This is a genomic window from Psychroserpens luteus, assembly GCF_015319355.1.
GTDB classification, from domain to species: Bacteria; Bacteroidota; Bacteroidia; order Flavobacteriales; family Flavobacteriaceae; genus Psychroserpens; species Psychroserpens luteus.
The window spans coordinates 761,934-777,693 of record NZ_JADILU010000001.1; the positions used below are offsets into that span (position 1 = coordinate 761,934).

At 33.2% G+C, this 15,760-nt stretch carries 10 protein-coding genes; 5 read left to right on the forward strand and 5 right to left on the reverse strand.

The genetic code is table 11. The features are described 5' to 3' along the window. On the reverse strand, positions 1–5,097 hold the full coding sequence (locus IM744_RS03370) for a translocation/assembly module TamB domain-containing protein (protein ID WP_206694458.1): 5,097 nt from the start codon (positions 5,095–5,097) through the stop codon (positions 1–3). Positions 5,098–5,457: 360 nt separating this feature from the next. Here IM744_RS03370 and IM744_RS03375 point away from each other — a divergent pair, with 360 nt between their 5' ends. After that, positions 5,458–6,225 (forward strand): M90 family metallopeptidase, encoded by a 768-nt coding sequence (locus tag IM744_RS03375; RefSeq protein ID WP_194506670.1) that lies wholly within the window; start codon positions 5,458–5,460, stop codon positions 6,223–6,225. Between the two features lie 26 nt (positions 6,226–6,251). On the opposite strand, the gene IM744_RS03380 is transcribed toward IM744_RS03375, so the two are convergent. The 4 genes from IM744_RS03380 to IM744_RS03395 all read right to left on the reverse strand — a co-directional run bounded on the left by IM744_RS03380 (position 6,252) and on the right by IM744_RS03395 (position 11,242). Then, on the reverse strand, positions 6,252–8,486 hold the full coding sequence (locus tag IM744_RS03380; protein WP_194506671.1) for a xanthine dehydrogenase family protein molybdopterin-binding subunit: 2,235 nt from the start codon (positions 8,484–8,486) through the stop codon (positions 6,252–6,254). 101 nt (positions 8,487–8,587) lie between these two features. Beyond that, positions 8,588–9,049, reverse strand: coding sequence for a (2Fe-2S)-binding protein (locus IM744_RS03385; RefSeq protein WP_194506672.1), 462 nt, complete (start codon positions 9,047–9,049; stop codon positions 8,588–8,590). Positions 9,050–9,112: 63 nt separating this feature from the next. Continuing rightward, the gene (locus tag IM744_RS03390; RefSeq protein WP_194506673.1) at positions 9,113–9,694 is read right to left on the reverse strand and encodes a nucleotidyltransferase family protein; all 582 of its coding nucleotides are present in this window, start codon (positions 9,692–9,694) and stop codon (positions 9,113–9,115) included. A 3-nt stretch (positions 9,695–9,697) separates the two neighbouring features. Next, positions 9,698–11,242, reverse strand: a complete 1,545-nt coding sequence (locus tag IM744_RS03395) for a hypothetical protein (RefSeq protein WP_194506674.1) — start codon at positions 11,240–11,242, stop codon at positions 9,698–9,700. Between the two features lie 147 nt (positions 11,243–11,389). Here IM744_RS03395 and IM744_RS03400 point away from each other — a divergent pair, with 147 nt between their 5' ends. The 4 genes from IM744_RS03400 (at position 11,390) to leuB (ending at position 15,759) form a co-directional block, all read left to right on the forward strand. Further along, the gene (locus IM744_RS03400) at positions 11,390–12,565 is read left to right on the forward strand and encodes a 2-isopropylmalate synthase (protein ID WP_194506675.1); all 1,176 of its coding nucleotides are present in this window, start codon (positions 11,390–11,392) and stop codon (positions 12,563–12,565) included. A 94-nt stretch (positions 12,566–12,659) separates the two neighbouring features. Further along, positions 12,660–14,042: a 3-isopropylmalate dehydratase large subunit gene (gene leuC / locus IM744_RS03405; protein ID WP_194506676.1), complete on the forward strand. Its 1,383-nt coding sequence runs from the start codon at positions 12,660–12,662 to the stop codon at positions 14,040–14,042. Continuing rightward, complete coding sequence (gene leuD / locus IM744_RS03410) at positions 14,042–14,632, forward strand: 3-isopropylmalate dehydratase small subunit (RefSeq protein WP_194506677.1); 591 nt, start codon at positions 14,042–14,044, stop codon at positions 14,630–14,632. Before leuC ends, leuD begins: the two co-directional genes overlap by 1 nt. An 8-nt stretch (positions 14,633–14,640) precedes the next feature. After that, positions 14,641–15,759 carry a 3-isopropylmalate dehydrogenase gene (gene leuB / locus IM744_RS03415; RefSeq protein ID WP_194506678.1) on the forward strand — a complete coding sequence of 373 codons (1,119 nt, stop codon included), beginning with the start codon at positions 14,641–14,643 and terminating at the stop codon, positions 15,757–15,759. Position 15,760: the final 1 nt, after the last annotated feature.

Consider the following 15,760-nt stretch of genomic DNA (forward strand, 5'->3'; position numbering starts at 1 on the left):
TTAATTCTTTTTCTGTTCTATACTTGCATTTGTTTCTTCTTCTTTGGCTTTAATTTTGGCTTCAGCAGCTTTTTTGTCAGCTTCTAATTTTGCTTTCTTTTCGCTTTGAGATTTAAATATAGCATCCCAAAGTTCGTTAAATTCATTGAACTCTTGAGTGAAAATTAATGCAATCCCGCTCACGATTGTTTGTCCGTCAATAACATTCTCAAACTCACTTTTTCTAAAGCCTTTCAATCTGTATCTACCATCTTCTGAAATAATATATTCTAAACTTACATTACCAATCAAAGGTGTTGACTCTCCAGTTGAACTAGTGCCTTGAATATCGACTTCGCTACCAACACGTACAATTAAACGATCATCAAATAATTTTTTTTGTGCAGCGACATCTAATTGAGTTCTATCTGTTGCACTTTCGCCTTGATAATCTGTGTAGCTATTGAGTCCGAAATCTAATTCAATCCCAGAGTCACCTAATAATTTATCTGAAAATGCATTAAGTTGTCCTGAAACAGCATCATTTATATTGTCTCTTGCTATGGTCGCAAATCCTCCCGAACTACCATCACTTCCTGAATCTGGATAAAAACGATTAAGCACGAGCAATGAAAAAACTTGTTTGTTGAGTTCGGCTTCTTGAGCGTTGACTTGTTGCACACGACTATAAACTTGTCCACTAATAGCACCTTGCTCTTCCTCAGGCATATCTAGATTAAAAGATATTTTAGGTTGTAATAATTCGCCATCAATATTAAGATATACAATAAAAGGCAAAACTTGTTTGTATTTGTTTTGTACCGAGGGATCTGCACCAGAAATTTGTGCAGCCATTAAGGTAGAAGCAGATGTTTCTAGATTATAGATAGCGCGAACATCAAGTTTGGCATCAAAGGGGTCTCCAGACCAAGTGACGCGACTTCCAGGAGCAATTAAGAATTTTCTATTGACTAAATTATATAAATTAAGTTCGTAATGTCCATCTGAAATTTCATAAGCTCCTGTAAGTGATATTCTCCCGTTTGGAACCATAGTAAAAATAAGTTCACCTTCTCCAGATGCTCTAAAATTATCTCCAGTTTCTTGATCAATAATGACGGTTACAGCAGCATCCTTACCAATTTTTATAAGTGTTGAAATATCTAAACCTTTGATGGTTGCGGTTTGCTCTTCGGTTTGAGTGAGAATAGCGTCAGGATTTTCTCGATTTACAAAAGCGACCACACCATCTCTCTCTTCAATATTAGCGTAAGAGGATGGCATCACGTAAGTAACATCTGTATCTGACCCTAAGGTTAATTCAGCATTTAATTTAGGGATTTGTAAATCTCCTGTTAATTTCGCATTGGCGTTAAAAGTTGCTTTTCCGTAGAAATACTCGTTATCTTCATGCGTAGCATTGAGTATTTGAAAATTATTAGCTTTTAAATCTAGGTTAAAAGTTGGGTTGATAAAACTTTTGGTACCAATATCACCAGAGAGAATCAATGCATTATTGTTTTCATCCAAAATGGTGAAATTAGACATTGAAAGTCCGTCGTTATTCACATTAAGTGTTTCATTTTGCATAGTAAACTTTGTGTTGAGTTTACTTACATTAATACTAGCGTCATCGAAGTTTATAAATCCATTATAAATAGGTTTTGCAGTTGTTCCAGTCACCTTAAACTTTCCGTTAAAACTACCATTAGCATCTTTAATTTCGCCTAGTGTCAAGGTGTTGAACGCTTTCATTTTAAACTCATTAATATTGAGATTAAGATCAAGAATGGCAGCAGTCTCAGTTGCAGTATAGTCACCAACGAGGTCTAGATCAATATCGCCTCCTTTTAGTCCTGCATTAAAAGCATAGGCATTATCTGAGAGTGAATTTCCATTAAGGCTCAAAGTTCCTAAATCTGTATCTAGAATTTTTAGCTTTTTGATACTTAAATCTGCGATGAGTCCTGTTTGTCCAAATGGTTCTTCTAAAACAAAGTCACCATTAAGTTCGCCAGTTGCTAATTTTGCATCAGGATTCAAATAATTGAAGAATTCACTAATTCTAAAATTGTTAAAATCTAAAGCAACATGAGGTTTTCTGATGCTTTCTAATTGATTAGTGATTTCAATAGATTGGTTGTCTTTAGAGATTTTAAAATTATTAAAAGCTAGATTTCTATCAGTTAGAATAATAGCATTTGTTGCAGGTATTGACCATTTTTCTTTGTTTAGAATTAAGCTGTCTGGATTTACTGTAAATTCTAAACGCTCACGATTACCAGTAATTTTGGTATTAATATTCATGAGTTTTTCAGTATCGTGGTAACCTAAGAAGTTAAGCGATAATTCGTTATTGGTTTGATTCCCGGTAATGATTGTTTTTGGAACCTCTAGAGGACCAGCAGTAATGTTTTTAAAACCGAGATTAAAATTGAAATTCTCCTTATCTGTATTCATTGAAAAGGCTAAACTGTCTAATTCGTTGCCACTATAATTAATATGAGGCGCAGTAATTTTAGCTTTAAGTAAGCGTTTGTTTTCATTGAAATATACAGCAATATCAATCGTATCTAAATCCTTAACATTCACTAAAAACACATCATTAAGCAAAGGGGATTGCGAAATTTTACCTTCCAATTTAAATTTTACCGGATTTGTAATAGAATCTGAAATAGTTTCATCTCGATAAAAATAACTTAAAATATGTCTTTCTAAAGCCTTGCTAAAGGTTTGAGGATCTGAGTTTGATTTTAAATTGAGGTTGACTGTTTTGTTTTTTATAGATATTGATGTCGTGTCTTTTTCTACATGTGCTAAAGCATTAAAACCACCTAATAAGTAAGTTCTATTGTCATAAACTACAACACCATCATCAATAATTGCAGAAGCATCGTATTTTTCGGCATTGCCTTTAAAATCTGCAAATATTTTCATTCCAGTTTTGACATTACGTTGCATCAATCCAAGTGCTTGCAAATTTGCTCCAATTACATCGATTTCTACAGTTGCTTCTGGTGCTATTGAGTCTAGAACTACAAACGCATCGAGATTAATATTGAGGTTATCATCTTTATATTTTGAGAAGATTTTTCCTGTTCCATTTTTTATGTTTCCGTTGAGGTTAAGGTTTTTTATTGCGTAATTGTTAAGCTGAAACTTTGTAACCGTCGCATCTAATGTCGCATCGAGCGTGTTAACTGTTGATCCGCTTCCTTGTGATTTTAATTTTAAACTTAAGGCTCCAAATTGCAGATTGCTGAGTAATTCATTCACTTTATAATCTTCTATGGTAATTGAAGCATCGTAAGCAATAGTGCTACTGTTTTTGAAATTACCATCTAGAGTTGCGATCCCTTGTGTGGTTGTTAATTTTGCTTTTGCGGAAATATCTTGTGGATTGCCATTGAGTTGTCCCACAAGTTTAACATCATTAGGCAAGCTAATTCCTAAATCCTCTTCATTTATAAATTGTACAATATCTAAACGTTTTGTAATAGCAGAAAACCGTGGAATATCAAACCCAAGCGTTTCAGGATTGGTCACGTTTTTAAGTGTTCCATTGGCTGAAATTTGCGTTGTGTTTCCCCAATTTATTTTTGCATCAGTAAGTTTTACTAAAGCTAAATTTCCAGATGCATTGAGGTTTCCTGTAAGTTGTCTTTTACTTATTGTGTTGAGGTATACGTTGTTTTTTAAGTCTGGTAGAAATTTAGAAATCTCAGATAAAGAGAGACTAAAAGATGGTAAATTTACATCTACTCTTGTCGTTTTTGGATTACTTATTAACCGTGAAAGTGAAGTGTAGTCTAAATGTGTGTAACCCGAAAGAGCATTATTATTTAATCTAAACTCTAAGTTGTCTAAACGCAGTTGTTGATCTGTCGCTTCAAAATTTACAGCAAGTTCTTTGAGGTTGAGTCCAGAAATTTCATTGAATTTAAATTCATTTAATTCCAAATTCGCTTGCTTGTCTTTTAATATGATGTTCTGAGCCTTTAATGTGAGGTTTTGAAATGCAAGAGCGTTTGGGTTAAATACTCCTTTTTTTGGTTTTGCATTGCCAACACGATAATCAATTTGATTGTTTTCTATATCGATACTTTCAATATTGACTTTTAGTTGAGGCCATTCAAAAGTTTGAATATCTGTCTTGGCTTCGTTTTTAGTGTTTTCAATTGTTTTGACAATCCCATTATTTTTAGTGTCAGTTTGGATTGAAATTTTAGAGTTTTTTAACCGAATAACATTCAAGTTAATATCATTATCCGCTAGATCGATTTGTGGAATTTCTGTGTAAAAATCAGTGATATCTATATCTGCAATGATTTGATCAGGTTGAGATTCATAATATGCAGCGACATTTTGGAGTGTTACGCTTTCCGAAGAAAATTTAGGTAAAGGTACATTTGATGTTGTGGTATCAATTGCTACTGGTTTTTGAATGAATTTTATTTTAGAGTTGATGAGTTCAATTTCCGAAGCATTAAAAATCATGTTTTCAATGTCTGTAGTTTCCATATTAGCTTTTAGTTCGCCAATTTGGAATCTACTATCGATTCCTGCAACTGCATCATCAAAAACAATATCAATAGTATTGAAATTCAGTTTTCCTATAATCAAATTAAGTGGAGTAGAAGTTGTATCTACAGCGACTGTCGTCGTGTTAGCAGAAACAAAAGCATCTATCAAAAACTGAAAATTATAACCTGAAACAGTATCTCTTCTAATGATATTAGCGCGTAAACCATTCCAATCTAAAGCATCAACTCCAATGGCTTCTCCGTTAATCATTTTCCAAAGAGGGATATTGGCTTCTAACGATTTTGAGTAGACTAAAGTGTCACCAGTTTTGTCTTCTAAGTACAATCCGTCGAGTTGTAAATCGCCATCAAAAGTGATGAATAATTTGTCTATGTTAACTTTTGTATTGGTTTTATTAGAGACGTAGTTTGCTGCTTTATTAATGATAATATTTTGTCCCCAAGGACTTCTTATAAAGAGTATAATTAGAAATAAAAAAAGAAAAATGCCTAATAACACTCGCAAGGTTCTACGTAACCAGCGATATTTGCGTTTTTTTGGAGAATTAGTCTCTATGTTTTCAGGGTTTTTCAAGCGTCAAATATAACGATGTAAAGGTATTATAATTGTCACGATTGCAATTAATATTAACGCTCATACCATAGAATTTTAACGCAATGAAATAATTATTTAATTAAAATTTTTATTTGAAAATTCATTAGTATTTACAAATAGCAAACGATCTATAATCTTTTCTTCGGAAATTTGATTTATTGAAAGCAATTGCGATTGATGTTAATTAGGATAGTGTATAGTTTTTTCAATGAAATTTGTTGGACTATAATACCAAGTGAAATTTTATAGACCACTATTGAGATTGTTTTTTTGTGAAATTGACCTATAAAAAGTTTCAAAATCATTAGTTTAGAACTCTTAAGTTTCAAAAGCCTATTTATGTTATACATCATAATTTTTATTATTCTTCTCATCTTCGTTGTTTATGTGTTTTATAAAATGTATTCAAAAAAAACGAAACAATTTCCAGCGCATTGGCACAATATTTTACTTAAAGAAGTTCGGTTTTATAAAAATTTAGAGCCTAATGAGCAAAAGCGTTTTCAAGATAGAATGATGCAATTTTTGAGCGAAGTATATATTGATAGTGTTGGTTTCGAAATTGAAGAATTAGATAAAATATTAATCGCGTCAAGTGCTGTGATACCTGTATTTGCATTTAAAGAATGGCATTATCCAACAGTAACCGGAATTATAGTATATCCAGATAATTTTAATGAAGATTTTGAATTTTCAGACAAGAGTGAATCTAAACAAATTGCAGGTGTTGTGGGTACAGGTCGATTAGAGAGGAAAATGATTTTATCTAGAAAAGCGTTGTATCATGGATTTAAAAATTCTAATGATAAACGCAATACAGCCATTCATGAATTTGTTCATTTGATTGATAAAATGGACGATATGGTTGATGGTGTTCCAGAGATTTTAATGCAAAATGCATATACCATTCCATGGTTAAAATTGGTGCATGATGAAATGGAAGCTATTAATGATGATAAATCAGATATTAGAGCTTATGGAGGAACCAAACAAGCAGAATTTCTCGCAGTAGCCTCTGAGTACTTTTTTGAAAACCCAAAACTCATGAAACGCAAGCATCCAGAATTGTACAGGATGTTAGCTGAGTGTTTTAGAGTCAAATTTTAATGCTTCGGTCCTGATAACCTTCGGGATTAAACCTTCAAACCAGCATCATGTTTTATTAAAAATTTTACAAATGGTTGCTTAGTCAATATTTGACCTGTTGCTGCTTTAATTGCATTTGCCAAAGCGCCTCCAGCTGGTGGTAATCCTGGTTCTCCTAATCCTGTTGGAGATAAATCGCTGTCAACAAAAAAGGTGTTAACGATTGGAGTTTCATTCATTCTAATTAAGCGATAGGTGTTGAAGTTGACGTCTTGAGGTTTTCCATTTTCAAAAGAAAAATCACTATACATCGCATGACCAATACCATCAATTACACCACCTTCAATTTGATTTTTTGCACCTGTTGGGTTGACTACGATTCCGCAATCTACTGCAACAGTCACTTTTTCAACCATTGGTAATCCGTTTTTTAATGTAATATCAACAACTTCGGCAACGTGAGTATTATGACTATAATAAGCAGAGAATCCTTGATGAACGCCTTCCTTGGTATTTTCCCAATTGCTTTTCTCAACAGCCAATTTTATAGCATCTGTCATTCGCTTTGCGGAATATTCAATATTAGAATCTTCGCCATCGGTAACATTTTTAAGCAAGTCTAATCGTAATTGTACTGGATCTTTCTCACAGGCTTCTGCCAACTCATCAAAAAAGCTTTGCTCTGCAAAGGCTAAAAAGTTGGTGTAAGGTGCTCGCCAAGCTCCTGTGGTAATATTACTTTGGTAATTCCCAGATTCGACTTTATAATTTTTAATAGCTCCAGCAGGAAAGAAATGCGGAATCAATCCATACATATTGGAGTTAATAGCTGCTTCTTTTAAATGGTAACCTGTCACTTTATTGTCTTTTATTGAAGCAGAAATTCTATATTTAATAGCTGGTCGATAAACACCTAACGACATATCATCTTCTCGGGTAGAAATTAACTTAACAGGTTTTTTAATTGTGTTAGCAATTTCTGCTACTTCATATACAAAATCACCATAGAGACGTCTTCCAAAACCTCCACCCATACGTGTCATATCTATATGTACATCTTCAAGATTGCGATTTAATAATGAAGCTACAACTTTCGCTGCTGCTTCTGGAGTTTGCACAGGGCCAACTAAGTGCACTTTTTCATCTGTAACATCAGCGAAAAAGTTCATAGGCTCCATGCAGTTATGAGGTAAAAAAGGTGATTCGTAAGTGCGTTCAATAACTCTATCAGCTTCTGCAAATGCTTTTTTGATATTACCATCTTCACGCCTAATGTCAAGATTTTTGCCATCTAAAATTTTTACGAGTTCGTCATCATGCGTTTTTGTACTCTCAGTTGATGAATCATCTTTCCAAGTTGCTTTTAAGGCTCTTTTGCCTTTTATAACATCCCAAGTGGTTTTTCCAATCACTACGACTTTATCTGTTTTGCTTAAACGCACACTCCAATGTGAAGATGGGTCAAAACTCTCTTGATTTAAATAGTTTCTTGCTTTTTCTCCAATAGTTATCACATCAATAACACCTGGTAAGGCTTTGGCTTCGGAAGCATCATAGGATTCTAAAATTTGTCCAAAAGCAGGAGGTCTTAGTACAGAAGCGTACAACATTCCATCAACTTTATAATCTAAACCAAATAATGGTTTGCCAGTTATGATTTTATCAACATCAACGTTAATAGCATCTTTACCAATAATTTTATAGTCTTTTGTTTCTTTTAAAGTGATATCTTCTGGCACTTCGAGATGAGCTGCTTCATTAACAACATCGCCATATCCAAGTGTGTCTCCATTAGCATTTTTTATAATACCTTCGGAAGCTGAGCAAGAAGCTGCATCAACGTTCCATTTAATCGCTGCTGCATTAATCAACATTTGTTTTGCAGTGGCTCCAGTTTGACGAAGTGCGTCCCAACCAAAACGAATTGACTGACTTCCGCCAGCCACTTGCCTGGTGAAATTAGTTGTGTCTAAAGCACCTTGTTCAACAGAAACATGTTCCCATGGTACGTCAAGTTCTTCAGCAATAATCATTGGCATCGATGTTTTTACGCCTTGGCCAATTTCAGGATTTGGAGAAAAAATGGTGACGTAGCCATTTTCAGCAATCTTTATAAATGCATTAAAATCTTTGAAATTTAATTTTGAAATGTCAACTGGAGGCACAGCAGTTTCTCCACAAGATGTCAAAAAATTGAACCCAATTAAGAGTCCGCCAGAGGCAAGAGCAGAAGTACGAAGAAAATTACGTCTGCTAAAAGTGATTTTGTTTTGATCTTCCATGGGTTTATATTTATTGTTTTTCAATGGTCACATGATGTTCGCTATTAATCATTCCTATGGTTAATCAAATTTTGAACATGCTCGTTTCATGATTTCTTAGCTTAAGACATCTTTTTTGCAGCCAATGCGACTGCTTTTTCTATTCGGTTATAGCTTGCGCATCTACAGAGATTACCATTCATGGCATTTCTTATTTCTGTATTATTAGGGTTCGGGTTTTGACTCAAAAAAGATGTAGCTGTCATGATTTGACCAGCTTGACAATAACCACATTGCGGAACGTCAAGTTCTTTCCAGGCTTCTTGTACAGGATTTAATTTATCATTGGCAAGGCCTTCAATGGTTGTAATATTTGCGCCTTCCAAACTTGCTATAGGTATTGAGCAACTCCTAACAGCAGTGCCATCTAAATGTACAGTACATGCGCCACATTGTGCAATTCCACATCCAAATTTGGTGCCTACTAAATTGAGTTCATCTCGAAGCACCCAAAGTAAAGGTGTGTCTTCATCTACAGTTACAGAAACTGCTTTTCCGTTAATCTTTAAATTATAACTTGCCATAGCCAAAATATATTTAGCTAAAGTTAAAGAATATTTGTCTTAAATATGTTGTGTATTAACTTTTTATAGTGATTTCAAAAAATTGAGGTAATCTTCTTGAGTATCAATATCAATTAATTTATCACTCTTAATAGAAATGACTTGGGCTTTGTGAATGTTTAAAAAGTCTTTTGCCCCTTTATCTCCTTCTAATTGTTGAAGTTGTTTAAAATATTTCTTCGGAAAAATTACTGGTACACCAATTGTCTTTTCGTATTGAGATGCTATAATTTGAGTTGGGTGTTTTTCCGAAGAAAGAATTAATAAGTTGATGTAATTTGAGTCTATTTTAGGTTGGTCGCTAAGCATTATTAAAACTGCATCAAAATTTGTGTTATCGATGTGATTTAATCCTTCAACAATGCTAGAGCTTAATCCTTCTTTGAAATTAGGATTAATTATGATTTCAATATCATATTGTGAAATAGAATTTTTTATGTTTTCGGCATTTGAGCCTAGTACACAAAATACTTTTTTTGCATTTGTTTGTAAAGCGTTTTCAATACTTAAACCTAAAAGCGTTTTATTGCCAATTGGTAATAACTGTTTTGTTGATCCCATTCTAGTTGAACTTCCTGCGCTTAGCATTAGTATGGCAACATTCATTTATTAGCTGTAGTTTTCTAAATATTTAGTTTGAATGATTTGATCAACAGGAGTGCTGTTGATTTTACTTTCCAACCAAGAAATAATATCTAAATACAAAAATGCACGTCTTTCAAAAGGATGATCTTCAAATTGCTTAAGCGTTGCATGTAAATCTTTAAAAGCATTTTTGAGATCGTGAGGATAAATGTCTTGTAATCCTCTAATGAATTTGATCATCTCTTTTTGAACTTCATGAAGATCGTTCATTTTAATTAAAAACTTATAAGTGCTTCTAAGTAAGGTGTCTAAATGGTAATCTAGTCCTGCTTCATAATGAGCAACAAGATTTAACACTCTAGAAAAACACAACAAATCTTCACGCATAGACAATGACTTGTTAGAAATAATCTTGTCTAAATATTTTATACATTCTTTATTGTTTCCAGCTCCAAAATGTAAACTAGCAAACTTGTAGTAAAACACCATTTTATGATGATCGTCAATTTTATTTTGAAATAGTGTTAAGCTTTTTTCAATCTTCGGAATTAACTCTAAACCTTCCTTAAAACTCCCGTCAATAAAGTGTTTGTTGATATCATGAAAATTTAAATACAAGAAAGTGAGTGATTGGATGTTTTCGTCCTTCGGGAAAGATTTTTCTTCAACTTTCATTTTTAGATTTGAAAGAATATCTACGAATTTCGGTTTGTTTCTTATGAAGAAAACAGACTCTAATAAATAATTATTTCCTTTTAAAAAGAAAACAGGATTTAACTGAATCATATTTGGGTACTCTTGAAACAAATCAACCCATTTTGAAGCATATTTATAGCAATTTTTAAAATCCTGAAGTAAAAAACTATACCACAAGTAGGCATTGTAAAGCCAGAGTTTTTCTCTAAAACCTAGATTTTGAATCTTATATTTAGGTAGTCTTGCATTAAAATAAGCTGTTACTTGTTGGCTTTCATCTTCACTTTTTACATAACCAGTCTTTAAAATAATGCTATACAATTGCAAAGACAAGTTGGATAATTTGCTAGCTATAACATTTAGGCTGCTTAATTCTTTTGCTTGTATTGTGAGTTCATCTGCTCGTGTACTAATACTTCTTGTGATGTATTGTGACTCAATTATTTTTTCGAGTTCTACAATTTCAAAAGCTAGGTTCTTTTCTTCATTTTGAACAGCGACATCTTTAGCCTTGTCTAAAATTTTTAAACTCTGTTTGTATAAACCTTTATGATATAAGATGGAAGCAAAATCAAGTTGCTCTCTAATTTGAGAACGTATGTTTTGGTGAGAAGGATTTAATTTTAAGCTAATTAAAATCTGTTTATATAAGTGTGCTTTGACATTAGCTAACTGTTGTTTCTTAACGATACCACTTTTTAAAATTACAGTTTCATCATATACGTTAGCCTTGTCCAATAAATTGAAAAGATTTAAAAATTTAGAATCAGAATTAACATCAAGACGTCCAACGTACAGCTTAAATTGTCGTTTTTCAGATTTAGTTAATGATTTAACTAACAAGAATAAATTATCTTTTTGACCCTTCGTCATCAATAAGTTTTTAAGTTAAACACTTGTTTATCAGTACTTAAATAGGTGTTTTGTGTTTTGAACATCGTAAAACGCAACTAATAGGTGTGTGAATTTACAAATTGAAAATATACATTCGTAAGACAATACGAAAATATATTTTGATAAATGTCAGATAATAATATACAAATCTTCGATACAACCCTACGTGATGGTGAACAAGTCCCAGGATGTAAATTGAATACAGAACAAAAAGTTATCATTGCAAAACAACTAGATATCTTAGGTGTAGATGTTATAGAAGCTGGTTTTCCTGTATCAAGTCCAGGTGACTTTAAATCGGTTCAAGCCATTTCAAAAATTGTGAAAAATGCAACAGTTTGCGGTTTAACAAGAGCTGTTGAAAATGATATAAAAGTTGCTGCCGAAGCATTACAATATGCAACTAAACCAAGAATACATACAGGAATAGGAACGTCTGACTCTCATATCATTCACAAATTTAAATCTAATAGAGAAACTATAATCGAACGTGCTTTTGCTGCGGTAAAATATGCGAAGTCATTTGTTGAAGATGTTGAGTTTTATGCTGAAGATGCTGGTAGAACAGAAAATGAATATTTAGCAAGAGTCTGTGAAGCTGCAATTAGAGCAGGAGCAACAGTTTTAAATATACCTGATACTACAGGTTATTGTCTGCCTAGCGAATATGGAGCGAAAATCAAGTACTTAAAAGAAAATGTAAAAGGCATTGATAAAGCCATTTTATCTTGCCACTGTCATAATGATTTAGGATTAGCAACAGCAAATTCTATTGAAGGTGTTATTAATGGAGCAAGACAAATAGAATGTACCATCAACGGAATAGGTGAACGTGCAGGAAATACAGCTTTAGAAGAAGTCGTTATGGTGTTGAAGCAACATCCATATCTTAATCTAGATACTAAAATCAATACATCTATGCTCTATGGAATGAGTCAATTGGTAAGTGATAGTATGGGTATTTATACACAGCCAAATAAAGCCATAGTTGGCGCAAATGCTTTTGCTCATAGCTCAGGTATTCATCAAGATGGTGTTATAAAAAACCGTGAAACTTACGAAATCATTAATCCTAAAGATGTAGGTGTAACAGAATCTGCAATCGTATTAACAGCAAGAAGTGGAAGAGCAGCTTTGGCTTACAGAGCAAAAAATGTGGGTTATGAATTAACGAAACTTCAGTTGGATGATGTCTATGCAAACTTTTTGAGTTTTGCAGATAGAAAGAAAGAAATCAATGATGGCGATATTCATCAAATTATAGAAACTAGTAATGTTTACAGACAGATAATTTCAGCATAAGCTCATAATAGGCATTTAACAATTATATAAATGGACTACCTAAACTAAATGGTAGTTGATTTTTAATGAAGATTACCGCTTTTGCGGAAGATATATGGGAAAAACATTATTTGATAAAGTTTGGGATTCACATGTGGTTAATACCATTGAAAATGGCCCACAAATATTATACATAGATCAACATTTGATTCATGAAGTTACAAGTCCTCAAGCTTTTAATGAGTTAGAAGATCGCGGAATTTCTGTATTTAGACCAGATCAAATTGTAGCGACTGCAGATCACAATACGCCAACTCTAGATCAAGATCAGCCAATAAAGGATGAATTATCAAGAAAACAGTTGGAGCAACTTTCAGAAAATTGTAAAAAAAATAATATTACATTATATGCATTAGGTCATAAATATAATGGAATAGTCCATGTAATGGCTCCAGAGTTGGGTGTCACACAACCAGGTATGACTATGGTTTGTGGAGATAGTCACACCTCAACACATGGAGCGTTCGGAGCCATTGCATTTGGTATAGGAACAAGTCAGGTAGCACAGGTTTTTGCTAGTCAATGCTTGTTGCTTACCAAACCAAAGAGTTTAAGAGTTACGGTTAATGGCAAGTTAAAGAATGGCGTCTTACCAAAAGATGTCATTCTTTATATTATTTCAAAACTTGGTACCAATTCTGGGACAGGTTATTTCTGTGAATATGCAGGTAATGTATTTGAAGAGATGAGTATGGAAGGTCGTATGACCGTTTGTAATATGAGTATTGAAATGGGAGCAAGAGGTGGAATGATTGCACCAGATCAAACAACTTTTGATTTTGTCGAAGGACGAGAGTTTGCTCCAAAAGGAGAAGATTTTAAGAAAAAAGTAGCCTACTGGAAAACCCTACCAACAGACAAAAATGCTCAATTTGATAAAGAATATCATTTTGATGCTGAAGATATTGAACCGATGATTACCTACGGAACAAATCCAGGAATGGGAATTAAAATTTCAGAATTTATTCCAGAAGTTAGTGATGCCTCTTTTGAGAAATCACTGAAATATATGAACTTCAAAAAAGGAGAATCTCTTATCAATAAACCTATTAATTTTGTGTTTATAGGGAGTTGTACAAATTCTAGAATTGAAGACTTTAGAGTGGCAGCAAATTATATAAAAGGCAAGCAAAAAGCCGATAATGTTACAGCTTGGCTGGTTCCTGGAAGTAAACAAGTAGAGGCTCAAATTATAGAAGAAGGTTTGAAAACTGTTTTTGAAGATGCTGGTTTTGAATTGCGTCAACCAGGATGTAGTGCTTGTTTGGCTATGAATGATGATAAAATTCCGCAAGGTGAATATTGTGTATCAACATCAAACAGGAATTTTGAAGGTCGTCAAGGTCAAGGTTCAAGAACTATTTTGGCAAGTCCGTTAGTTGCAGCAGCAACAGCAATTGAAGGGAAAATAATTGATATTACTAAACAATTAAATTAATGGAAAAGTTCACAACATTGCAATCTAGAGCCATTCCGTTAAATATTGAGAATGTAGATACAGATCAAATCATACCAGCACGTTTTTTAAAAGCCACAGACCGTAAAGGTTTTGGTGATAACGTATTTAGAGACTGGAGATATCATAAAGATGGATCAGTAAATTCAGATTTTGTCCTTAATAATTCAAAATATACAGGAAGCATATTAGTTGCTGGAGATAATTTTGGATGCGGATCCAGCAGAGAACATGCTGCTTGGGCTATTACAGATTTTGGTTTTAAAGTCGTTGTGTCTAGCTTTTTTGCAGATATATTTAAAGGTAATGCTTTAAATAATGGGTTGTTACCTGTTCAGGTTTCAGAAGAATTTCTAAAAACCTTATTAACCCAAATTGAGAATCACCCAGAAACGATGATTGAGGTTAATCTTGAGGATCAAACAATTTCAGCTAAAGATTTAGATTTATCGGCACATTTCGATATTGATGCGTATAAAAAAACATGTATGATTAATGGTTATGATGATATCGATTATCTTGTAAATAATATAAAATTAATTGAGATCTTTGAAGCTCAAAAAATATACTAATAATAGAAATGAAATTACAAATTGCAGTATTGCCAGGTGACGGTATTGGTCCAGAAGTTACAAACCAAGCTATAAAAGTTTTAAAAGCTATTGCTTCAGAATTTGATCACACGTTTAAATTCAAAACAGCAGATGTTGGTGCTGTCGCCATTGATAACCACAACAACCCGTTACCAGATGCTACATTAAAACTATGTAAATCTAGTGATGCTATTTTATTTGGAGCAATTGGTCATCCAAAATATGATAATGACCCATCTGCAAAAGTACGTCCAGAGCAAGGATTACTTAAATTACGAAAAGAACTTGAACTATTTGCTAATATAAGACCAGTAAAAGCCTATGAATCGCTTTTGGATAAGTCACCCTTAAAAAGGCATATCATAAAAGGAGTGGATATTAGTATTTATAGAGAATTAACAGGTGGTATTTACTTCGGAAAAAAGGAATTAAGCGAAGATGGTAACGTTGCATCAGACTTATGCGAATATTCACGAGAAGAGATAGAACGTGTTGCACATTTAGCATTTGAAGCTGCTCAAAGCAGAAATAATAAAGTTACATTAGTAGATAAGGCTAATGTTTTAGAAACTTCAAGACTTTGGAGAAGAGTGGTGACTGAGATTGCTAAACAGTACGGTGATGTAGAATTAGATTTCTTATTTGTTGATAATGCAGCAATGCAAATGATACTGAACCCAAAACAATTTGATGTTATTTTAACCGAAAATATGTTTGGAGATATCATTAGTGATGAAGCTAGTGTTATTGGTGGTTCAATAGGTTTGTTAGCTTCAGCTTCCGTAGGAAAAAAATATGCGATGTTTGAACCTGTTCATGGCTCATTTCCGCAGGCAACAAATAAAAACATAGCAAATCCTGTCGCTTCTATTTTATCTGCAGCGATGTTGTTAGAGCATTTTGAATTGTTTAGTGAAGCACAACTTGTAAAATTAGCAGTAGAAAAATCATTGAAGTTACACATCTCAACTCCAGATATTAATTCAAAATATGATAATGTATCCACAAGTAAAGTGGGTGATTTTATTGAAGATTTTATTAATAATCCAGGTGATACTAACATGAATTTCACAAATATTCATTTAGGTCAATCAACAATCATATAAT